General features: G+C 37.8%; 24 protein-coding genes and 1 riboswitch. Of the genes, 10 read left to right on the top strand and 14 right to left on the bottom strand.

All coding sequences use genetic code 11. From position 1 onward, the window contains the following. Positions 1–75: 75 nt before the first annotated feature. Positions 76–1140 (top strand): IS110 family transposase, encoded by a 1065-nt coding sequence (locus tag AB1278_RS02435; RefSeq protein ID WP_227944447.1) that lies wholly within the window; start codon positions 76–78, stop codon positions 1138–1140. Positions 1141–1302: 162 nt separating this feature from the next. Here the strand turns inward: AB1278_RS02435 and AB1278_RS02430 are convergent, their stop codons facing one another. The 13 genes from AB1278_RS02430 to AB1278_RS02370 all read right to left on the bottom strand — a co-directional run bounded on the left by AB1278_RS02430 (position 1303) and on the right by AB1278_RS02370 (position 11726). Next, a complete protein-coding gene (locus AB1278_RS02430) occupies positions 1303–2019 on the bottom strand; it encodes a HesA/MoeB/ThiF family protein (protein WP_429812200.1) in 717 nt (238 codons plus the stop codon). A gap of 130 nt (positions 2020–2149) precedes the next feature. Beyond that, the gene (thiH, locus tag AB1278_RS02425; RefSeq protein ID WP_429812197.1) at positions 2150–3268 is read right to left on the bottom strand and encodes a 2-iminoacetate synthase ThiH; all 1119 of its coding nucleotides are present in this window, start codon (positions 3266–3268) and stop codon (positions 2150–2152) included. Positions 3269–3276: 8 nt separating this feature from the next. Beyond that, positions 3277–4053 (bottom strand): thiazole synthase, encoded by a 777-nt coding sequence (locus tag AB1278_RS02420; RefSeq protein WP_202839961.1) that lies wholly within the window; start codon positions 4051–4053, stop codon positions 3277–3279. Beyond that, entirely contained in the window at positions 4050–4664 is a 615-nt protein-coding gene (locus tag AB1278_RS02415) for a thiamine phosphate synthase (protein WP_202839963.1), read from the bottom strand. Before AB1278_RS02415 ends, AB1278_RS02420 begins: the two co-directional genes overlap by 4 nt. A gap of 4 nt (positions 4665–4668) precedes the next feature. Beyond that, positions 4669–5406, bottom strand: coding sequence for a hydroxymethylpyrimidine/phosphomethylpyrimidine kinase (locus tag AB1278_RS02410; RefSeq protein ID WP_429812193.1), 738 nt, complete (start codon positions 5404–5406; stop codon positions 4669–4671). Beyond that, entirely contained in the window at positions 5382–5969 is a 588-nt protein-coding gene (locus AB1278_RS02405; RefSeq protein ID WP_429812190.1) for a thiamine phosphate synthase, read from the bottom strand. Before AB1278_RS02405 ends, AB1278_RS02410 begins: the two co-directional genes overlap by 25 nt. Continuing rightward, on the bottom strand, positions 5966–7777 hold the full coding sequence (gene thiC / locus AB1278_RS02400) for a phosphomethylpyrimidine synthase ThiC (protein WP_429812187.1): 1812 nt from the start codon (positions 7775–7777) through the stop codon (positions 5966–5968). The genes AB1278_RS02405 and thiC overlap by 4 nt, the downstream gene beginning before the upstream one ends. A gap of 24 nt (positions 7778–7801) precedes the next feature. Beyond that, a complete protein-coding gene (thiS, locus tag AB1278_RS02395; protein WP_047377339.1) occupies positions 7802–8008 on the bottom strand; it encodes a sulfur carrier protein ThiS in 207 nt (68 codons plus the stop codon). A gap of 57 nt (positions 8009–8065) precedes the next feature. Then, positions 8066–8162, bottom strand: a riboswitch (TPP riboswitch). 105 nt (positions 8163–8267) lie between these two features. Then, positions 8268–9110, bottom strand: coding sequence for a hypothetical protein (locus AB1278_RS02390; RefSeq protein WP_202839970.1), 843 nt, complete (start codon positions 9108–9110; stop codon positions 8268–8270). 18 nt (positions 9111–9128) lie between these two features. Beyond that, the gene (locus tag AB1278_RS02385) at positions 9129–9806 is read right to left on the bottom strand and encodes an RluA family pseudouridine synthase (protein ID WP_202839972.1); all 678 of its coding nucleotides are present in this window, start codon (positions 9804–9806) and stop codon (positions 9129–9131) included. Positions 9807–9817: 11 nt separating this feature from the next. Then, positions 9818–10132: a hypothetical protein gene (locus AB1278_RS02380; RefSeq protein WP_047377337.1), complete on the bottom strand. Its 315-nt coding sequence runs from the start codon at positions 10130–10132 to the stop codon at positions 9818–9820. A 3-nt stretch (positions 10133–10135) separates the two neighbouring features. Next, positions 10136–10951, bottom strand: a complete 816-nt coding sequence (gene panB, locus AB1278_RS02375) for a 3-methyl-2-oxobutanoate hydroxymethyltransferase (protein ID WP_110009902.1) — start codon at positions 10949–10951, stop codon at positions 10136–10138. 61 nt (positions 10952–11012) lie between these two features. Further along, entirely contained in the window at positions 11013–11726 is a 714-nt protein-coding gene (locus AB1278_RS02370) for a Crp/Fnr family transcriptional regulator (protein ID WP_047424695.1), read from the bottom strand. An 88-nt stretch (positions 11727–11814) separates the two neighbouring features. On the opposite strand from AB1278_RS02370, the gene AB1278_RS02365 reads away from it, so the two are divergent. From AB1278_RS02365 to AB1278_RS02325, 9 genes are all read left to right on the top strand, one after another. Beyond that, positions 11815–14193 (top strand): heavy metal translocating P-type ATPase, encoded by a 2379-nt coding sequence (locus tag AB1278_RS02365; protein ID WP_429812180.1) that lies wholly within the window; start codon positions 11815–11817, stop codon positions 14191–14193. A gap of 109 nt (positions 14194–14302) precedes the next feature. Beyond that, on the top strand, positions 14303–14515 hold the full coding sequence (ccoS, locus tag AB1278_RS02360; RefSeq protein WP_110009904.1) for a cbb3-type cytochrome oxidase assembly protein CcoS: 213 nt from the start codon (positions 14303–14305) through the stop codon (positions 14513–14515). Between the two features lie 21 nt (positions 14516–14536). Then, positions 14537–16798, top strand: coding sequence for a cytochrome-c oxidase, cbb3-type subunit I (gene ccoN, locus AB1278_RS02355; protein ID WP_076595424.1), 2262 nt, complete (start codon positions 14537–14539; stop codon positions 16796–16798). Between the two features lie 22 nt (positions 16799–16820). Then, positions 16821–17021: a cbb3-type cytochrome oxidase subunit 3 gene (locus AB1278_RS02350; protein ID WP_002983870.1), complete on the top strand. Its 201-nt coding sequence runs from the start codon at positions 16821–16823 to the stop codon at positions 17019–17021. Between the two features lie 10 nt (positions 17022–17031). After that, a complete protein-coding gene (locus AB1278_RS02345; RefSeq protein ID WP_062676011.1) occupies positions 17032–17913 on the top strand; it encodes a cbb3-type cytochrome c oxidase N-terminal domain-containing protein in 882 nt (293 codons plus the stop codon). A gap of 95 nt (positions 17914–18008) precedes the next feature. Next, entirely contained in the window at positions 18009–19463 is a 1455-nt protein-coding gene (gene ccoG, locus AB1278_RS02340) for a cytochrome c oxidase accessory protein CcoG (protein WP_227942647.1), read from the top strand. A gap of 10 nt (positions 19464–19473) precedes the next feature. Continuing rightward, positions 19474–19926, top strand: coding sequence for a FixH family protein (locus AB1278_RS02335; protein ID WP_227942648.1), 453 nt, complete (start codon positions 19474–19476; stop codon positions 19924–19926). Next, entirely contained in the window at positions 19917–20642 is a 726-nt protein-coding gene (locus tag AB1278_RS02330; RefSeq protein WP_227942649.1) for a sulfite exporter TauE/SafE family protein, read from the top strand. The genes AB1278_RS02335 and AB1278_RS02330 overlap by 10 nt, the downstream gene beginning before the upstream one ends. A gap of 19 nt (positions 20643–20661) precedes the next feature. Next, positions 20662–21399 carry a hypothetical protein gene (locus AB1278_RS02325; protein WP_429812172.1) on the top strand — a complete coding sequence of 246 codons (738 nt, stop codon included), beginning with the start codon at positions 20662–20664 and terminating at the stop codon, positions 21397–21399. Between the two features lie 55 nt (positions 21400–21454). On the opposite strand, the gene serS is transcribed toward AB1278_RS02325, so the two are convergent. Next, on the bottom strand, positions 21455–22723 hold the full coding sequence (gene serS, locus AB1278_RS02320; RefSeq protein WP_110009911.1) for a serine--tRNA ligase: 1269 nt from the start codon (positions 22721–22723) through the stop codon (positions 21455–21457). Between the last annotated feature and the right edge of the window lie 43 nt (positions 22724–22766).

The following is a 22766-nucleotide window of genomic DNA, read 5'->3' as shown; positions in this document are numbered from 1 at the left end:
AATCGAAAAAGATATCTTGGATAATAATCAGGAGACAAAACGAAGGAAGACTTGCTTTTATTTAAAGATAAAAATATGAGTGCATTAAAACAGGTTGTAGGAATAGATGTAGCCAAAGATGAACTGGTGGCAAGTTTTGGCAAATTAATGGAAGATCTAAGTACAGAAATCAAAGATTATAAAGTTTTTAGCAACAGCGAAAAAGGCTTTGAATCACTTCTTAAATGGGTGTACAGCAAAAAGACACTTAATATAGAGGTTATTTTTGTCATGGAGGCTACAGGGGTGTATCATGAAAGATTTGCTCATTTTCTTTATGCAAAGGAAGAAAAAACAGTCATTGTGCTGCCTAATAAGATCAGTAATTTCATCAGGACTCTGGATATCAAAACCATTACCGATAAAAGCTGTTCCATAGCTATTACACAGTTTGGTTTAAGCAGAAAACTAGAATTATGGCAACCCGCAAACCTTGTGTATAAAGAACTTCAGCAGCTAAGCCGCGAGAAAAACCAGGTTATTCAGGAAAGGGTAAGGTGTATGAATCAGCTGCATGCTGAAAAGACTCAAGCTCTTCCGAATTCAAGAACCATAAAACGGCTGACCGAGCGTATTTCGCTATTGAAAAAACAGGAGAAAGAAATTAATGAGGATATGCTTGCACAGGTAAAGAAAAGTCCTGAGGCTACCAGGGGAGTTAATCTGTTGAGCAGTATTCCGGGTATTGGAAAATCAACGGCAATTGCTGTTTTAGCTGAAACCAATGGTTTTGAGCTAATCAGAAATAAAAAACAACTGGTAAGTTATGCAGGATTAGATATCCGCGAGAAACAGTCCGGAACATCAATAAAAGGTAAGCCAAGAATTAGTAAGAAAGGAAATAAAAATATTCGAAAAACATTACATTTTCCTGCCATGACAGCCGTCAAAATGAATAAAAACCATCAGGATTTGTTTCAAAGAATTACAGAAAAAACAGGAATTAAAATGAAGGGATTGGTTGCTGTACAAAGAAAACTCTTGGAACTGATGTATATTTTATTTAAAAATAAAACTTTTTACCAGATAGATTTTGAAGAAAGTAGGGTAAAAATCAAAGACGTTCACCCTACGCAAGCTAACTCAAGGTCGCTTTTATAAATATAAATGTATAAAAAATATTTGGAAGTTAACACAGAATCTAAAGCCAATGGATGGTTTTATAAAAGTAAAACGAGCTAAAGCCCGTTCCTATTGATATGTATTGCTAATAAAATGGTGTTATTTGTGAAAACATTTGTGACATTAGTGTTTATATTTACATCAGAAATCTACCGTCTGAAATCTCCAGTTCAGCGTGTCTACCAATGTCAGCTGATTAACATTCACCGGAAGATCTGTTATGATTTTTAAGGTCTGAAGTGCCATCATACTTCCTATCATTCCGGGGAGGGCACCCAATACACCAAGGCTGTCACAATCCGGAAGATCTTCATCAAAGGGCGGTTCCGGAAAAATATCTCTTAAGTTTTTACTTCCGTTATGATTAAACACAGCAACTTGTCCTGAGAACCCTAAGATACTTCCGTAAACCAAAGTTTTTTGTAATTGCACACAGGTGTCATTCACCAGGTATCTTGTTGAAAAATTGTCTGAACCATCAATAATAATATCATATTGAGCAAGGATTTCTTCAGCATTATCATTACTGATTTTTTCTTCAATTCCTATGAATGTAACCTGATGATTGAGTTCTTTTACAAAGGTTTCAGCACTTTTCACTTTGGATAATCCCACTCTGTTTTCGGTATGGACGATCTGCCGGTTCAGATTATGAAGTTCAACCTCATCAAAATCTGCAGCACCTAAAGTTCCTACTCCTGCTGCGGCCAGATATTGTATAACTGGACTTCCCAAACCTCCTGCTCCTATGACAAGAACTTTGGATGACCTTATTTTCTTTTGTCCTTCCAGTCCTATTTCATCAATAAATATCTGCCGGCTGTACCGTGAAAAATAATCTTCTTTCATAATTATCATTGAACCATTAAGATTCTTCAAGCTTTTAAGAATAGTTAAGTTGAGCTTCGCTTGAAAAAGCTGTCTTAAAAATCTTTGATTTTTCTTAATTCAGCTTCACTTCTTCAAAGTCCTTACTGGTTTAAAAATTTTAAAATCCACTGTAGACAGAATCCCAGTCTTTCATCACAGGATCATAACCTGCCTTTTTGATCATGATTTTAATTTCATCCATACTTCGCTCGTCACTGGTTTCAAACTGTTCCAGAGATTCTTTATCCACCGCATATCCTCCAGGGTTTGTTTTTGAACCTGCACTCATAGCGGTTGCTCCCAGAGAAACAATATTATTCCTAAACACTTCATTTTCCCTGGTAGAAATGGAGATTTCAAGGTCTTCATTCCAGATTCTATACGCACAGATCAATTGAAGAAGATCTTTGTCCTCCATTATGAAATTAGGTTCAATAATTCCTTCAGCAGGTCTGAGCCTTGGAAAGGAAACAGAAAACTTACTTTTCCAGTACTGTTTCTGAAGATAATCGATGTGTAAGGCATTGAAGAAGCTATCTACTCTCCAATCTTCAAGCCCAAGCAGGACTCCCAGCCCGATCTTATGAATTCCTGCTCTACCTATCCTGTCGGGAGTTTCCAGACGAAAATGGAAATTTGATTTTTTACCTTTCGGATGGTATTCTCTGTAGACATCCTGATGATAGGTTTCCTGATAGACCAATACGGAATGTACCCCTTCTTCATGAAGCAGTTTGTATTCATCTTCCATTAAAGGCTGAACTTCGATGGAAATGTTGGAAAAATGTGGCTTTAACTTACGTACAGCATTCTGAAAGTAAGGAACTCCCACTATTTTATTGGCTTCACCACTTACCAGCAATACATGGTTTACTCCAATTGATTTCAGGACTGATGCTTCAATCATCAACTCCATATCAGAAAGGGTTTTCCTTTTCAGATTGTTATCAAGACTGAATCCGCAGTAGGTACAGATATTCTGGCATTCATTGCTGAGATACAGTGGTGCATACAACTGAATGGTTTTTCCGAAACGTTTCTGGGTAAGTGCCCTCGTCATCACTGCCATCATTTCGAGTTCCTGAGAAGCGGCTGGCGACAGAAGATTAAGGAAATCATCAATCGTTTTGTTTTTCTTCTGAAGACTGTATCTTACATCGGCCAGACTTACATTTTCAAGCTTATTCTTTACCTCATCCCACTGGTAGTTTTCAAAAACATCTTTAAAGCTTTTCATAATCCTGATTATTCAAATAAAAACGAAGTCAGCGGACTTGAAGCTTCAGCATGACTTGAAATGGCTCCCAACCCTGACTCAAAAGCTCTTCTTCCGGCAATCACTCCTTCTTTAAAAGCGACAGCCATATTCAACGGATTTCTGGCTACAGCAATGGCAGTATTCACCAAAACGGCGTCAGCCCCCATTTCCATGGCTTTTGCGGCATCTGAAGGTGCCCCGATTCCGGCATCTACCACTACAGGAACGTTGCTCTGGCTGATGATTATTTCAAGAAAATCCTGTGTTTTTAGTCCTTTATTCGTTCCAATAGGCGCTCCCAATGGCATTACCACTGCGGTTCCTGCATCTTCAAGTCTTTTGCACAGAACCGGATCGGCATGAATGTAAGGCATTACAACAAATCCTAATTTCGCCAGTTCTTCAGTGGCATATAAGGTTTCAATGGGGTCCGGCAGTAAATATTTCGGATCGGGATGAATTTCTAGTTTTACCCAGTTGGTTTCCAGTGCTTCTCTGGCTAATTGAGCTGCCAATACGGCTTCTTTGGCAGTTCTGGCTCCGGAAGTATTAGGAAGAAGATGAACATGGGTTTCTTTTAATGAGTCAAGCAGGTCATCTTCATTGGATTGGGCATCAATCCTTTTCAGCGCCATCGTTACCATATTGCTTTCTGATGCGATAACAGACTGCACCATATCTCTCATACTTCCGAATTTTCCTGTCCCTAAAAACAGTCTGGATTCAAAAATTCTTCCTGCTATTTCTAATTTCTGATTGTTCATATCATTACTTTTTTTAATTCGTTAATAATAGCGGGCTGCCTGGTAATAATTCCTGAAACAGCAACGCCATAAATCCCGATTTCCTGTAGCGGTAAAATATCTTCAGGATTAACGCTCCCGATGGCAAATATTTTAGGGATCTCTATTGATTTATCTTTTAACCCGTCAATGATATGCCGGTATCCTTCAAATCCAAGGACAGGACTTAACTTTTCTTTCGTGGTGGTAAATCTCAATGGTCCCAAACCAATATAATCACACGATTCTTTGATTCTCCTGATCACATCTGAAAGGGTATTAGCTGTCCCGCCAATAATTTTGTTTTTTCCAAGAATCAGTCTTGCTTCATCGACAGAACAGTCATCCAATCCTAAATGTACTCCGTCAGCATCTATTTCTTTAGCGATCTGTACATGGTCATTGATGATACAAACCGACTGATATGCTGAGCAAAGCTGTTTTGAAATTTCACAAAGACTGATTAATTCATTTTCAGGCGCATTTTTCCATCGAACCTGTACCCATTTGATTCCATTATCCAAAGCGTTACGGATATGCTTTTCCTGTTCCTGTATTGTATTTCCCTGTGATATGTATTGTAATTTTTCCATGTTTTTATGAATGCGTTCCCAGTAAAGAGGAATTGCTTTTTAAAAATTTTTCGATGTATAATTTTCCATTCCAGCAGGCCGTTTCCATATTTTTCCCCTTCGCAAGTTCTGCTGTAATGGCTGAGGATAAAACACAACCTGAACCATGCTTTGGAAAATAGGTTGTATTCCTTTCGGCTGGAGCTAAAAGAATCTCTTTTCCGTTTTCAACTAAAATATCTGTTCCCAAATGATCTTCTCTATGTCCTCCTTTGATCAGCAATGCGCATTGATGAGTATCCGGCAGAAGATTATTTTCCTTTAAAATACTGTATTCGTTATAATTAGGCGTTATCAAACTGAGTTTATGAACAACTTTTTTTAATTGAAGAAGAGTTTCCAGATCAAAAAAATTAAAGTCCGAAGTGCTTTTCAGAACGGGATCCCAAACAATTTGCACTTCGGGATTTCCTTTTTGAACTGTTTCCACAATCTTACCCAGAAATTCGGCATCCTTCATTATTCCAATTTTCACGGCGGAAACGGAATAGTTTTCCATCAGCACCTGAATGGCTTCAGTTATTTCATCTATGGGACGCCATTCCAGGCTTAAGCACTTGGAAGCGGTCTGTAATGTTAATGCCGTACACACTCCCAATCCCATTACTTTTGAATGTTCAAAAGTTTTACTATCTGATAATAAGCCTGCTCCGCCACTGGGATCGAAGCCTGTGATGCTTATGACATAAGGACGTTCCTGCATTTTCTGAATACATTTAATGGTTCTTCACTCTCCCAAATGGCACCCAATAAAGCGACTCCATCGATTTCTGATTCGAAAACTTCATGAATATTATCCTGATCAATTCCTCCGAGAGCAATCAATTTGACATCCGGATTATTCCGGTGTTTTATTTCTTCCTTTATAGTAGAATCCAGTCCATATCCATTTTTAGAGATACTTGGAAAGAACGGGCTTATGAAAGCATACTCCCATTCTTTATCCAAAGTATTATAGGTTGTGATATCATGTACCGAAGTTGAAAGGGTATTTTCTTTCACAAAAGACTTATACATTTCTTCCTGCCGATCAATCTCCCTGAAATGAAACCTTGAAATCGTAAATTCCTTCCCAAGATCATAATACATATGCAAAACCAGCTGTGAATGAAAGGTTTCATCAATCTGAGTGAGGAATTCAATCATTTCATTACGACTGATCCATGGTTTACGGATGTGAAGCAGGTCAAGACCTTCCTGAAACATCTGATTAATAAGATCAGTTTCGTTCGGAACAATCAATTCAGGAGTGATAACGAGGATCATATATAAATTTCTTTTCCTTTTTCGATGAATTCCTGTGATTTATCCAGCATCCCTTTTTCTGCAGATTCACGGATTTCCTGAGTGATTTTCATCGAACAGAATTTTGGTCCGCACATGGAACAGAAATGAGCAATTTTTGCTCCTTCTGCCGGAAGGGTTTCATCATGATATGCTCTTGCTGTTTCCGGGTCTAATGAAAGATTGAACTGATCTTCCCATCTGAATTCGAACCTTGCTTTACTTAATGCATTGTCTCTGTATTGTGCGCCCGGATGTCCTTTTGCTAAATCTGCCGCGTGGGCTGCCAGTTTATAAGTGATCACCCCAACTTTGACATCATCCTTATTCGGAAGTCCCAAATGTTCTTTTGGAGTTACATAGCAAAGCATCGCACATCCAAACCATCCGATCATTGCTGCTCCGATCCCTGAAGTAATATGATCATAACCCGGTGCAATATCCGTTGTTAAAGGACCTAAAGTATAAAATGGCGCTTCATGGCATTCTTTCAGCTGTTTATCCATATTTTCTTTGATCATATGCATTGGTACATGCCCAGGTCCTTCAATCATTACCTGTACATTATGTTTCCAGGCAATTTTAGTGAGTTCACCTAAAGTTTCAAGTTCTGCAAACTGCGCTGCATCATTGGCATCTGCAATAGATCCCGGACGAAGACCGTCTCCCAGAGAGAAAGCTACGTCGTATTTCTTCATGATTTCACAAATCTCCTCAAAATGGGTATACAGGAAACTTTCTTTATGATGAAATAAGCACCATTTTGCCATAATCGATCCTCCTCTGGATACAATTCCGGTTACTCTGTTGGCTGTCAGATGAATATATCTTAGTAAAACTCCTGCGTGGATGGTAAAATAAGAAACTCCCTGTTCAGCCTGTTCAATCAAAGTATCTCTGAAGATTTCCCATGTAAGATCTTCAGGAACACCTTTTACTTTTTCCAATGCCTGATAGATTGGAACGGTACCAATCGGAACCGGACTGTTTCTGATGATCCATTCTCTTGTTTCGTGAATATTTTTACCGGTTGAAAGGTCCATAATAGTATCTGCTCCCCATCGGCAGGCCCATACTGCTTTTTCCACTTCTTCTTCAATACTGGATGAAACGGCACTGTTTCCGATATTCGCATTGATCTTTACCAGGAAATTTCTCCCGATAATCATCGGCTCGCTTTCCGGGTGGTTAATGTTATTGGGAATAATAGCTCTTCCGGCAGCAATTTCGTCTCTTACAAATTCCGGGGTGATCTTACTTTTAGGAGTATTCGCTCCAAAACTGTGGCCCGGATGCTGAAATGCCATTTCTTTTGATACGGATTCAAGCTGTTCTATTCTCTGGTTTTCCCTGATCGCCACATACTCCATTTCCGGAGTAATGATTCCCTGCTTGGCATAGTAAAGCTGTGTAATTTCTTTTCCTTCCTGTGCTACTTTAGGCTTATGATCATAGGAAAACCTCAATTCATCAAGACGAGGATCTGCCAAACGCGCTTTTCCGTATTCTGAGGTAATCCCTTCCAGAATATTCACATCATTTCTATCCAGAATCCATTGTTCTCTGATTCTTGGAAGTCCTTTCTGAATGTCAATGACTGCATTTTCATCGGTATAAGGCCCCGAAGTGTCATAAATGGTTACCGGAGCATTATGTTCAAAGCCGCCATTGGTCGGTTTGGTTGGGCTAAGCTGTATTTCACGCATGGCTACATTGATAGGGTGTAATTTTCCTTCAACATAGATTTTCTTTGAGTTCGGAAATGGCGAACATGTAATGGAGTGAGCCATAAGTATTGGTATTAAATATGAGAATTAACCGCCCTGAGTGGCAGTGATGATTAACACTGAATCGTTGTTATTGAGGATGGTTTCCGCCCAGACTGACAGCGGAATAATTCGGTTGTTGAGCGCTACAGCAATACCTTTTTTCTTTCCGGGTAACTCAATAGCCAGTAATGCTTCCAGGTTGGCAGGAAGTACATCAAATGTTTTTCGGGTGTGGTTGATTATAAGTTCCATTCCTAATAAATTAAATATACTTTAGGAATGGCCATTATTGTACAATAGAATGTACAGCAAAAGTCATCTACTTTTCCCTACGCTGGTATGATCCAGATCAGGTTCAAAGGGTAAAGTCTCAGTCTGTTGGCAACAGACACCCCTAAAGTTTGGAACGAAGTTAGACATTTTTTCAGAATAAGCAAAATCTTAAATGACTTTAAAGAAAAAAGACCATCTCAATTTTGAGACGGTCTTCAATTTTATTTTAAATAGTTCTTTAGTAAAAAAGCTTCAGCCTTCCATCAGAATTATATTGATTAGTCCAATTTGATTGGCTTAGAAAAAATTCGGAGCTATAAGGTTTAAATTCTTTTGAAATTTTTCTCTGAGGATTATTTTTTGATAATGAAAAGTAGAAATACTCTTCAAAAATACCCAAATTCTTAAATGGATTTTGTGCAGAATCAAAATTATCCAATGTAATTTCATTCGTAATATAAGCATCAATATTATTATGCTTTTCGGTTTTAATTGCCTTTTCTAGATTTCCTGAGGTGTTATAAATAAACTTTTCTACGTAAGTCAAAATATAATCTTGCGGATCAGTTGGATCATACGGAATATTTGGATATTCAGTTAAAATCTCAGTTAACTTTCCTGAAGCATCATAAGTATAGGTCAAATACTTATCCATATATGAATTATAGACCTCTGGAATAACTGCTTTAATAACTCTACCTTGATTATCAAATTCAAACCGTCTTTCCTTCAACTGAACAGTGAAACCAGGATCAGAGCTATAATTTCTCATAATTGCAGTATTTCCTGTATATGTTACCATTGTATATACAGATTTTGAATAAGAATAAGGAAATCCCGTACCTCCGGAATGTTCCAGCTTGCCTCCTATCTTTTTTATAATCCTTCCCTGAGCATCATATTCGAACATATAATTTTGTTCCAACCCATTAAAGACAGGTGACAAAACAGGATAATTCCATGATATTTTACTTGTATTTTCAGTAATTGTCTGTTGTGAATTATCAAGCGGCAAGTCATCATTGTCTGAACAAGATGTCATAACCAGCAATGTGGCTAATAAAAGTGATTTGAGTTTCATGTTATAGTTATGATATGTTTATTCTTCACAAGCTCTCCATATCGCATCATTCTGCGGAACAGGAGCTATGATTTCAATATTTTCTTTGGTAACAGGATGAATAAACTCCAGCTTTCTGGCGTGAAGATTGATTCCTCCGTCAGGATTGGAACGCGATGCTCCATATTTCAGATCACCTTTAATCGGAACTCCGGTCTTGGATAGCTGTGCTCTGATCTGATGATGCCTTCCGGTTTCAAGGTCAATTTCCAACAACAAATAATTGTCTAATGTTTTGATCACATGATAAGTCAGGATTGCTTCTTTCGCCCCTTCAGTAGCTTTCGGAAAGACAATAGCCTTATTATTTTTTTCATTTTTCTTTAAATAATGCACCAGTCTCTGGCTTTGCGGGATCATTTCTTTTCCTACAACTGCCCAATACGTTTTTTTCACTTCACGGTTTTTCACCATCTGCGTCAAACGGGAAAGCGCTTTGGATGTTTTTGCATAGATCACCAGCCCGGAAGTTGGGCGGTCTATACGATGAACCAAGCCGAGAAAAACATTTCCCGGCTTAGCATCTCTTATTTTTATAAAGTTCTTGATGGATTCTAATAGTGATTCATCGCCGGTCTTATCGCCCTGTACAAGCTGACCCACCTTTTTATTAATCACCAGAAGATGATTGTCTTCATATATAATCTGCTCCTTCATACCTCTTCAGTCTATCTTCTTCTGTTGGATAATGACAGGATAATCCCTGCCAGAAGGCCTACCGTTTTAACAGCTGAAAGTTTTGAGCCTTCCGGAATAAACGCTCCGAATACACAGATAGCCGCTGCAGCATACATGGCATAAACAAAATTCTTATTGGTAAGCAATGGAGCCTGAATAAAAAAGCTTGCTCCAATCAGAACATAAAATACTTTTCTTGAAAGCAAATGATTGATTTCCGGGGAAAATAAATTAAACCATCCCACAGCCAGACAAATCAAAGCTGCAATAGATAATATTCCCTGAATAGATTGTTGGTTCTGCATGGACTAATAGCTTTCGTTTTCGTTTGGAAACTCTACATTTTTCACATCTTTCACGTATTGAGAAACGGCTCCTGTAATTTCTGTGTAAAGGTCAAGATATCTTCTTAAGAATTTCGGGCTGAAACCTTTGTTCATTCCCACCATATCATGATACACCAAAACCTGTCCGTCGCAATCTGCACCGGCACCGATTCCGATGGTTGGAATAGAGATGCTTTCAGTTACTTTCTTAGCTAAATCAGCAGGAATTTTTTCCAACACAATAGAAAAACAGCCAAGTTCTTCCAGAAGCTGTGCATCAGCAATTAGTTTTTCAGCCTCTGCTTCTTCTTTAGCTCTTACTTTATACGTTCCAAATTTATAAATGGACTGTGGCGTTAATCCCAAATGTCCCATTACCGGAATTCCGGCATTGATAATTTTTTTGATTGATTTGGAGATTTCTTTCCCACCTTCAATTTTCACAGCATGCGCTCCACCTTCTTTCATCATTCTTACCGCAGATTCCAATGCTTTTTCAGGATTACTCTGATAAGTTCCGAAAGGTAAATCCGCTACCACCAAAGCTCTGTCGGTTCCTCTTACCACACTTTGCGCATGATAGATCATTTGATCCAGCGTAATAGGCAATGTGGTTTCAAAACCAGCCATTACATTCGCTGCAGAGTCTCCAATTAAAATAGCATCTACTCCACCAGCATCTACCATCTTGGCAGTGGTAAAATCATAGGCTGTAAGCATTGTTATTTTCTCCTTGTCGAATTTCATTTTACGCAAGGTTTCAGTCGTAACTTTTTTAATTTCAGAGTGAACAGACATAATTTATCTATTTTTAAAAGTTAAAAAGTCGGCCTTGAGCCGACTTAAGTTTTTGTATGATTTATAAAACTACGTGACCGAGTTTCATGAGTTTGTCGTGATTTAAGATCTTGATATTTCTTCCGTCCACTTCAATCAGACTATCCTGTTTGAATTCCGAGATCAGACGGATGGCACTTTCCGTAGCAGTACCGATAATGTTGGCAATTTCTTCTCTCGTTAAGGAGATTTTAATAAAACCTTCAGGATCTACACCCAACTTCTGTTCAAGAAGCAGCAGAATTTCTGCCAGTCTTTCTCTTACTGTTTTTTGTGCAAGGAAAGTAATGGTGTTGGAAGATTCTCCTAATTCATAAGAAATTTTCTGAAGCATTACGAAGGACAGTTGTGGATCTACTTCCAGAAGATACATAAAGATATCTGCAGGTAAGAAAACACATTCAATATCTGTCATTGCTTCTGCTTTGGCCTGGAAGTTTTCCCCGCAAAGCAAAGAACGATAGCCGATGATATCCCCTTCTTTGATAAATCTTAAAATCTGATCTTTCCCGAAAGCTCCTGACTTTGAAAGTTTGGCAGCACCTTTTTCCAGGACAAACACTCCTTTTGGAGTTTCCCCATCCTCGAAAATAGTTTCATGTTTCTGAAAACTCAGTTTCTTTTTGCCATTAATATATTTTTCAAAATCTGCGCTAGAAAGTCTTTCTTTAAATGATTTATCATTAAAAACTCTGGCGAACCTCTCTTCAATTGCTATCTGTTGTTCCTGCGGCATTTTATATGATATTTATCACAAAAATAGAACTTTTTAACGCGATAAACAAAAAAATTTGTTATAATTTTGTAGTTCAATATTTTATGGGGTGAGCGAGAACTGTTTTCATTGTGGTCAAGGTATAGAAAAAGAGAGAATTTTATTTGATGAAAAGACTTTCTGTTGTAATGGATGTAAATCCGTTTACGAAATTCTGAATTTAAATAATTTAAGCAATTTCTATGAGCTTAATAAAGGAGCAGGAATTCGTCCGAATGATGAAAATTCTACTCAATTTGATTACCTGGACACGCCGGAAATCTTCGAAAAAGTGACTGATTTTTCTGAAGGAAGCACCAGCCTTGTTACCTTTAAAATCCCTGTAATACACTGTTCTTCATGCATCTGGCTACTGGAAAGTCTGCATACGTTAAATAAGCATATCAAATATTCTCAGGTTAACTTCACAAGGAAGACTTTGCAGATTTCATTCAACCATAATGATCTGAAATTGAGCGAACTTGCTAATTTCTTAACCAATCTGGGATACAAACCTGTTATCAGTCTTGAAACTGCAGAAAAAAACGTAGACCACCTTGATAAATCCTTGCTGGTAAAATTTGCTATTGCCGGTTTTGCCTTCGGAAACGGTATGTTTCTCGCCTTTCCTGAATATGTAGGAGGCGAAGATTACTGGATGGAACATTACAAGGGGCTTTTCAGAACACTGATGTTCTTACTGGCATGTCCTGTAGTATTTTATTCGGCTTCAGATTATTACAAATCCGCATGGTACGGATTAAAAAATAAAATCGTCAACATAGATGTTCCTATTGTACTGGGAATTTTTGTTCTTTTCGGGAGAAGTATCTATGAAGTGGTGACGGATTACGGTCCGGGATATTTTGATACCCTTTGCGGTCTTCTTTTCTTCATGCTGATGGGGAAAATTTTTCAGAAAAGAACGTACAGTGCTCTTTCTTATGACCGGGACTATAAATCGTTCTACCCAATTGCCGTAACGAAGGTAGACTTTGAGGGAAAACAGGAAAATATCCTTCTTTCCGCAGTAAAAGTAGGAGACAGAATTTTAGTTAGAAATCAGGAAATCATTCCGGTAGATGCGATTCTTATTAACGGAGAAGGAAATATCGACAACAGCTTTATTACCGGAGAAAGTGAAAGCATCAGTAAACAGCCGGGCGATAAAATCTTTGCCGGAGGTAAGCAGATCGGGTCATCTCTGGAGCTGGAAGTTATTAAAGATGTAGACCAGAGTTACCTTACTCAGCTTTGGAATAAAGAAGCTTTCAAAAAACATGAAACCGGGCTGGATACATTGACAAACAGCATCAGTAAATATTTCACATTCATCATTTTAGGTATTGCTCTGGCTGCTGGAATCTATTGGGCATTTATTGATTTGGAGAAAATGTTTCAGGTTATTTCTGCCATTCTGATCATTGCATGCCCTTGCGCACTTGCACTGTCTGCGCCGTTCACTTTCGGTCACATTATGAGGATTTTAGGCCGAAATAAGTTTTATGTAAAAGATACTTTAACGATTGAAAAAATCGCGAAACTTGATACGATTGTTTTTGACAAAACAGGAACCATTACACACAGAAAGAAATCAAACATCAAATACGAAGGATCTGAGATCATCGAATTTGACTCTTTGAATATCAAAACTTTATTAAAAAATTCCAACCACCCGCTTTCAAAATCATTGTACGAATTTATAGAGGTGAACGATGAATATTTCCCTGTAGAGAAGTTTGTTGAAATTTCGGGAAAAGGATATGAAGCCAGCGTGAGAGGAAACCTTTATAAAATTGGTTCCGCCCGTTATAACAACCAGGAACCTAAAAATCTTGAAACAGCCGTTTATATCAGTAAAAATGGAGAATACCTGGGTAAATTCATCTTTAAAAACGAGTATCGTCCAAGACTGAAAGAACTTTTCACTAAACTTACCCACTACAAAATATTTATCCTGAGCGGAGACAACTCCTCAGAAGAAAACCAGCTTAAAGAGCTTATTCCTAATTACAAAGGAATGGCCTTTAATCAAAGCCCGGAAGACAAACTGAACTATATCAAATCCCTTCAGGATCAGCATTTAAAAGTGGCAATGCTTGGAGACGGACTTAATGATGCAGGAGCCTTAAAACAAAGTAATGTAGGAATCGCCATTGCTGATGATACAAACAGTTTTACTCCATCTTCTGATGTCATTATGAACGGAGATAAAGTAGTTACTCTTGACAACTATCTGAATGTTTGCAAGGGTTCCATCACGATTGTGAAAATGACATTTATAATCAGTTTTCTATACAATATTGTCGGTTTAAGTTACGCTGTTACAGGGCATATGCATCCGCTCTTCGCAGCAATCATTATGCCAATCAGTTCGATCACAGTGGTTACCTTTACTACAGTTTCAACCTGGATTTTAGGTCGTAAATATTTCAAAAAACAGGCGTAAAAGCCCTTATTTAGACTGATTTTAAATTAGCTGAAATCGGCATTTCGTGATGAATGTCATTATTTTTCACTAAATTTGAACCCCGAAAATAGGTTAATTTTGTTGTCCAATGGATATTCTATATTTAATGATCCTCTGCAGTGTTTCTTTGGCTGCGATTTTCTTGGTCGTATTTATAGTGTATGCCCGAAAAGGACAGTTTGAAGATGATGAATCTCCGGCTGTCAGAATCCTTTTTGATGACGAAAAAGTTGAAGAAAAAGATGAAACCGGCAACAAAAATAAAGACGAAAAAGAAATAGGAGAAAATAATAAAAATTGAGAAAAATAGTGAATAGTTGATATGGAAACACAGAAGTTTAGTTATGACAATAGTATTGTCCGTGCGTTCCTTTATGCGACCTTAGTTTTCGGTCTCATCGGATTTACGTTCGGGCTTACGGCGGCATTAATGCTTTTCTACCCTGAATTACCTGAATTCTTTTTCGGGACGGATGACACAACCATTAAAAGTTTGGCATCTGGTAATATTGAAGGGTTAATAAACACTCATGGTGCATTTGGTTTTGGTAGAATCAGGATGCTGCACACCAATACCGTAATCTTTGCATTCGTTTGTAACATCGTTTACACGGGTATTTATTACTCATTACAAAGATTATTAAAAACAAGAATGTACAGTGACACCTTGTCTTGGCTACATTTCTGGACCTGGCAGTTTATGATCGTTGCTACGTTCGTTACATTCTTTATGGGGATTAATACCTCTAAAGAATATGCTGAACACGAGTGGCCGATCGACATATTGATCGCATTCTCATGGATCATTTTTGGTATCAATATGTTCCTGACTATTTCTAAGAGAAGAGTGAGACACCTTTATGTAGCCATCTGGTTCTACATCGGTACCTGGATTGCAGTAGCAATGCTTCACATCTTCAACAACCTTGAAGTACCTTTATCTTTCACGGGCTGGAAATCTTATTCAGCATATGCAGGGGTAAAAGATGCTATTGTACAGTGGTGGTATGGACACAATGCGGTTGCATTCGTATTGACGACTCCGGTTCTTGGTTTAATGTATTACTTCCTTCCGAAGGCTGCAGACAGACCGGTATTCTCTTATAAACTGTCTATTATTCACTTCTGGTCATTAATTTTCGTATATATCTGGGCTGGTCCTCACCACCTTCAGTATACAGCTCTTCCGGCTTGGGCTCAGGCGGTAGGAACAGGTTTCTCTATCATGCTTATTGCACCATCATGGGGAGGTATGTTAAATGGTCTTCTTACGCTGAGAGGAGCTTGGGATAAAGTAAGAGAAAATCCTATCCTTAAGTTCTTCGTAGTAGCTGTTACCTGTTATGGTATGGCAACGTTTGAAGGACCGCTTTTGGCAACTAAAAACATCAACAAAATTGGTCACTTTACAGACTGGGTTATCGGTCACGTACACTTAGGAGCTCTTGGATGGAATGGTTTCATGGCATTCGGGGTTATCTATTACCTGGTACCAATCATGTGGAGAACAAAACTTTGGTCTGTAAAATTAGCTAACTGGCATTTCTGGTTAGGTACTTTAGGAATCATTTTCTATGCAGTTCCAATGTATATTTCAGGATTTACACAAGGATTAATGTGGAAGCAGTTCAACCCGGATGGAACCTTATTATGGAAAAACTGGTTGGATACGGTAACGGCAATTATTCCTTACTTCAAAATGAGATTCGTAGGAGGTTTATTCTATATCTCAGGATCTATCCTGATGATTGTAAACGTAATTGCTACAGTAAGAAAAGGATCATTCCAGAAAGAAGTTCCTGCTGAAGCTCCAGCGTTGGCAAACATCAGCAAAAACAGAAAAGAAGGAGAAGGTACTCACCTTTGGCTGGAAAGAACTCCGGTATTATTAGGTATCTTATCTTTCATCACGATATCAATCGGTAGTTCAATTGAAATTATTCCAACACTATCTCTTAAGAAAAGTGTACCTACGATTTCTGCGGTAAAACCTTATTCACCGCTGGAACTTGAAGGTAGAGATATTTATATCCGTGAAGGATGTAACGCTTGTCACTCTCAGATGATCAGACCGTTCAGAGATGAGATCACAAGATTCAACGGTAAAAACGGACAATACTCCAAAGCTGGAGAATTCGTATACGACAGACCATTCCTATGGGGTTCTAAGAGAACAGGACCGGATTTACATAGAGAAGGAGGTAAAAACCCAAGTTCTTGGCACTACAAACACATGTATAACCCAAGATCTACTTCTGCTGGTTCTATCATGCCTCGTTACCCTTGGTTAATTGCTACTGACTTAGACAGAACTAAGATGGTAGACAAGATGAAGCTGATGAAGAATGTGTTTGATGTACCTTATACTAAGGCTGAAATCGATTCTGCAGACAAATGGGCTAACAACCAATCGGCAAAAATTGTGAAAGATATCTTCTCTGAAGCTAATGACCTTAAGCAGGCTTATGCTAAGAGACCTCAGGGAGAACTAGAGAAAAAAGAAATTGTAGCTCTTATTTCTTATCTTCAAAGATTAGGTACAGATATCAAAACAACTGAAATCAAAACAGCAAGTAATAACTAAAAAACATTAAAAAGTTCATACTATGATTCCTCAGAACTTTAAAGATATATTATCCAATACTGAAAATGCTGGCTTCTACCAGACACTGGCTCTGATTTTCTTTATGCTGTTCTTCATAGCTTTAGTAATCTATGTTTTTAGCAGACCTAAAAAATATTACAAAGAAGAAGAAGAGGCACCTCTTGGGGATGATGAAGATGACGATTTTAATTTAAAAAATTAAACTATTTTTTATGAAACAAAGAACACCTGTTGTTATAAACATCTTAATAATAATCGGACTTTTAATAGTTTTTTATTATTTATTTGTACAGAGCTACGCGTTCCTTTCTTCACCTTACTTCTGGGGAACTGTTGTGATCGCTGGTATCCTGGCTTACATTCATGGAGCTATCGGAGACCTTATTGAGAACAACAAATTCAAGAAATTATCTCCTGAGGAAAAGGCAGCTTATTTAGCTGAAAAGAAAGTTCCTTATTTCAAAAGATTGTACCAAAGTGCATTCAAAAAGCAATCTGCTTCTGAAGAAAAGGATATCCTTATCGACCACGGTTTCGACGGAATCATGGAGCTGGATAACCAATTACCAAAATGGTGGGTAGGTTTATTCTATTTTGGGACCGCTTTTTGTATTGTATATATTGCAGCTTACTCTTTCACAGACTTCGCTCACCCGTTAAGCGAATATGAAAAAGAATATAAAGAGCAGTTGGCAAGTATTGAAGAATATCAGAAATCTCAGCCTCCTGTAACGATTGAAACAGCTAAGTATTCAGCTGATAACATTGCAGAAGGTAAAGAATTATTCAAAACAAACTGTGCATCTTGTCACAAAGAAGACGGTAGTGGAGGTATCGGGCCAAACCTTACTGATAACTACTGGATCAACCAGCCTGAGAAAACGTTATTCAAAAACGTATTCCATATGGACTGGAATGGTTCTCCTACTAACCCTGCCATGAGAGCATTCGGTAAAAACGGAGAAGTTTCAGGTGCAGAGATTGAGAAGATTGCAGCGTATGTATATCACATCAACCAGGAACAACCACCAGTGACTCCGGCTCAGGGAGGAGCAGCTCCTCAGGGAACTGAAGCACATTGGGAAAAAGAATAATTTAAAAAATTAGAAAACATATGAAAAAAACATAATTTGTTATTAGATTAAAATAGTAACGAATTATGTTTTTTCTTTTTTAAAACCTATTATATATGTCAGACATAGAAGATATAGAAGTACGCGGCGGACAGGGACAGGTTCTGGACCCTGAGACTTACAGAGATTCTATAGGGACAATGGAGCAATCCGGAAAAAGAAAATGGGTCTTTCCAAGAAAACCTAAAGGAAAGTACACCAACTATAGAAATATTGTAAGTTATTTACTATTAATTATTTATTTTACATTACCGTTCATCAAAATCAATGGTAATCCATTGCTGATGTTTAATGTAATAGACAGGGAGTTTTTCATTTTTGGACAGCCTTTCTATCCACAGGACTTTTTTATCCTTACTTTAGGTGCTATTGCCTCTTTGATCTTTATTATTGTTTTTACGATTGCGTTCGGAAGAATTTTCTGCGGGTGGATCTGCCCTCAGACAATTTTTATGGAATCGATATTCCGTAAAATCGAATACATGATTGAAGGTGACAGAAATAAGCAGATGAAGCTGGACAGGCAGGAGTGGAACAGTGAGAAGATCTGGAAAAGAAGTTTGAAATGGACTATTTATGTCATCATTTCACTCATTATTACCCACTTTATGTTTATGTATATCGTAGGATATGAAGAAGTATTTAAAATTGTTGGGGAAGGGCCATTTGCACATCCTACCAATTTTATTGTAATGATTCTTCTTACCGCAGCATTTTACTTTGTATTTGCGTGGTTCAGAGAGCAGGTTTGTACATTGGTTTGTCCTTACGGAAGACTTCAGGGTGTATTGATCGATAAAGATACTATCAATGTTTTCTATGACTTCAAAAGAGGAGAAAACAGAGCAAAATGGAGAAAGGGTGAAGATCGTAAAGCTGCAGGAAAAGGAGATTGTATCGACTGCCACCAGTGTGTTGTGGTATGTCCTACCGGAATTGACATCAGAGACGGACAACAGCTGGAATGTATCAACTGTACAGCATGTATTGATGCCTGCGATGAAGTAATGGAAAAAGTAGGCCTTCCGAAAGGATTGATCCGGTATGCTTCTGAAAATGAAATTGAAAAAGAAACTCAGTTTAAGTTTACAGGAAGAATGAAAGGGTTCTCCATATTCCTGTTACTTCTTGTAGGGTTCTTAGGCTATCTCCTGTACAGCCGTGGTGAAATGGAAGCTAAATTCATAAAACCGGCAGGTAGTACATTCTTCGTAAGAGACGGTAAAATTACCAATACTTATAATTATACCTTCCTTAATAAAACGAACGATAAAAAGATTGTTACCATTAAAGTGATTGATCCGGCACATGGTGAAATTACTTACAGTGCATCAAGCAAGATTCAGGTAGACAGAGATAAAATTTCCAAGGGAACCATCAATATCAGCTTCCCGGAAAATGATATGAAACTCTCTAAACAAAATATTACTATCGGTGTTTACGATATGAAAGGTAAGCTGATTGATTCATACCAGACTTATTTTGAAGGACCTTTTAAACTGCAATTTTAATTAGAAAAAGATGAAGAACTTTAGTTGGGGACATGGTGTTGTAATTGCACTATTAGCATTTATAGTTTTTATATTATCCATGATGTTTCTTTTCCCGAACGGACAGAAGAATTCTGAAATGGTAACCGATAATTATTACGAAGAAGAATTGAAGTATCAGGATGTGATTGACGCTAAGAAAAAAGCAGATGACCTGCAGGAAAAACCTGTATACAGCCAGGATACCAAAGGCATTACCATCACTTTTCCAAAAGAATATAATAATTCTAATACTACGGTAAAATTTGTTTTAAACAGAACCGACGACCAGAATTTAGATATTAAAAAATCTGTACAGCTTGATGCCAGCCAGTCTTTCACCATTCCTGCACAGGTATTGAAAGTAGGAAACTATACGTTAAGATTAAGCTGGACAAAAGATAAAACAGATTACCGAATGGATTATGATGTGATATGGAAATAGGACTTATTGTATCGGCTATTGCTTTAGGCTTTGCTTCCGGTTTTCACTGTATCGGAATGTGTGGCCCTATTGCTTTATCGATGGGATTAACCAAAAAACAAGCTGCCAATTTCTATCTTCAGAACCTTACCTACCAATTCGGAAGAATTTTCACCTACTCATTATTAGGTGCTCTTCTGGGGATTATCGGGCAGGGATTTGAAATGGCAGGATTTCAGAAATATCTTACCATTACTGCCGGGGTTCTTCTGATCATTATGGCTGTATTTTCATTTGGTGGAAAAGATTTTGCTTCAAAAATTCCTTTCCTATCCAAGTTTCTGTACAGTGTAAAAATGAATTTAGGAAAATTACTTCAGAAAGCAGATTACCGTTCAAGATTCTCTACAGGGCTTCTTAATGGTTTTTTACCATGTGGAATGGTTTATATGGCACTTACCGCCAGCCTTGCAGGCGGAGGAATATGGCAGGGAGCTTTATATATGGCTTTATTTGGATTGGGAACCCTTCCGTTCATGTTCGCTATAGTTCTGGCCGGAAATCTCATGAATCAGGCCTTCAGAGTAAAAGTTTTAAAAGCAGTTCCTGTGATTATGATTATTTTGGGAGGATTATTCATTCTAAGAGGTCTTGAGCTGGGAATACCGTATGTTTCTCCGAAAGCAGAAGCTATGACGATTATGAAAGATCCAAATGGAGCTGTTAACTGTCATTAATCCGTATTTTAAATAAACCATGAAGAAAATTATTGTCTTATTTCTGATAGGCCTTTTCACATTGCAGTCCTGCAGTGTGAATTCTGAAATTGTTTATCACAAAGATGCCGCTTCCACTTCTGTCACCGATATCGATACAAAAGAATTTATGTCGGAAATGATGGCAATGACACCGGATTCCTTAAAGCAGAAAGAATTCGGGGAAATGGATAAGCTTCCGACTACCTGGACAAGTATGTATGATCTTGCCAAACAGGAAGGAAAATTGAAAACTGAAAATCCGGATTCGATTCGGATTATGAAAAAGGTCTTCATGAAATCAACAAAGGAAGATCAGAAGCTGGCTGGATTTTCTTTCAAAATGGAGCATTTTACTGCGGAAGATTATCAGGCTCTGAAAAACTTCACGAAAACTGAAAAAATGCCTCTGGATCAGAATATTTACAATAATTGGGACGGAAAGACTTTAACGATTAATACAGATAATTTTAATCTTAAAAGTATTGAAGAGGCTATCAAAACCAAAAGCTCAAAAGAAGAAGCTGAGAAAGTAGCTGGAATGATGATGATGTTTTTCAAAAATATAGGAACTACATTAAAGTTTGAAAATAAAATAAAGTCAATTTCAGGAAAGCATGACTGGGTAACACAGATTGATGATCATTCCATAAGAATAGAATATGATCTGAAAGCTATTTACGATAATGATACAAAACTCAAAAACGCTGATAAAAAGATTATCATCGTTACTGAATAAAACAAAGACCACCGGATTATGGTGGTCTTTTTATTGTTACTAAAAATAGATTAATTTAGTTGATCAAATCAAATCTTGCATATTCCGCAACCTTCTTAGGAAGCTTGATTCCTTCCGGTGTCTGGTTATTCTCCAGCAATGCAGCCATAATTCTTGGTAATGCCATTGCAGATCCGTTCAGAGTATGAACCAGCTGAGATTTACCATCTCCTTTGTAACGGCATTTCAATCTGTTGGCCTGGAATGTTTCAAAGTTAGACACTGAACTTACTTCCAGCCACATTTCCTGAGCGGCACTCCAAACTTCAAAGTCATAAGTCATGGCAGATGCAAAACCTGTATCACCTCCACAAAGTCTTAATACTCTGAACGGAAGTTCAAGATCTGTAAGAATTTCTTTGATGTGTTCTACCATTTCTTCCAGCACAGCATAAGAATTTTCTGGTTTCTCAATTCTTACGATCTCTACTTTTTCAAACTGGTGAAGACGGTTCAGACCTCTTACATGAGCTCCGTAGCTTCCCGCTTCTCTTCTGTAGCACTGAGAGAATGCTGTATTCTTAATCGGAAGATCTTTCTCATCAAGTAATACATCGCGGTAAAGGTTTGTTACAGGAACTTCTGCTGTAGGGATCAAATATAATTTATCTTCATTAATATAGTACATCTGTCCTTCTTTATCCGGCAGCTGTCCGGTTCCAAAACCTGAAGCCTCATTCACAACGTGAGGAGGATTCACTTCTGTGTATCCTTTTTCCACATTTTTATCTAAGAAATACTGAACCAAAGCTCTCTGTAATCTTGCTCCTTTACCTAAATAAACAGGAAAACCGGCTCCGGCAATTTTTACTCCTAATTCAAAGTCGATAAGGTTGTATTTTTTTGCCAGTTCCCAATGAGGAATAGCTCCTTCACCAAGACCCTCTACCGGATGAGACTGAAAAATAATTTCGTTATCATCAGCAGAAGCACCACTCTTTACCAATTCGTTTGGAATATTGGGAAGCTGATACAGAATATTCAGTAAATCGTTTTCTTTACCTTCTAACTGGGATTTCAATTCTGAGCTCGACTCTTTGTATTGTGCTGTTTTAGACTTTGCAGATTCCGCTTCTTCTTTTTTCCCTTCTTTCATCAAAAGACCGATTTCTTTCGAAATTTTGTTGATTTCGGAAAGCTGGGAATCTAGTTCAAACTGGATTCTTTTTCTTTCGTCATCGGCAGCGATAGCCTCGTCTACCAACTCAAGATTTTTGAATTGTCTTTTCTTAAGACCTTCTAAAACGCGTTCTTTGTTGTCGCGCAAAAAATTGACTTGTAACATTTTATTTAGATGTTAAATATTAGATATTAGCTTATAATCAGCT

Source organism: Chryseobacterium sp. NRRL B-14798, assembly GCF_050470705.1.
Classification (GTDB): Bacteria; Bacteroidota; Bacteroidia; order Flavobacteriales; family Weeksellaceae; genus Chryseobacterium; species Chryseobacterium cupriresistens.
Note: the sequence above shows the minus strand (reverse complement) of the source record. Positions and strands in the feature narration are given on the sequence as shown.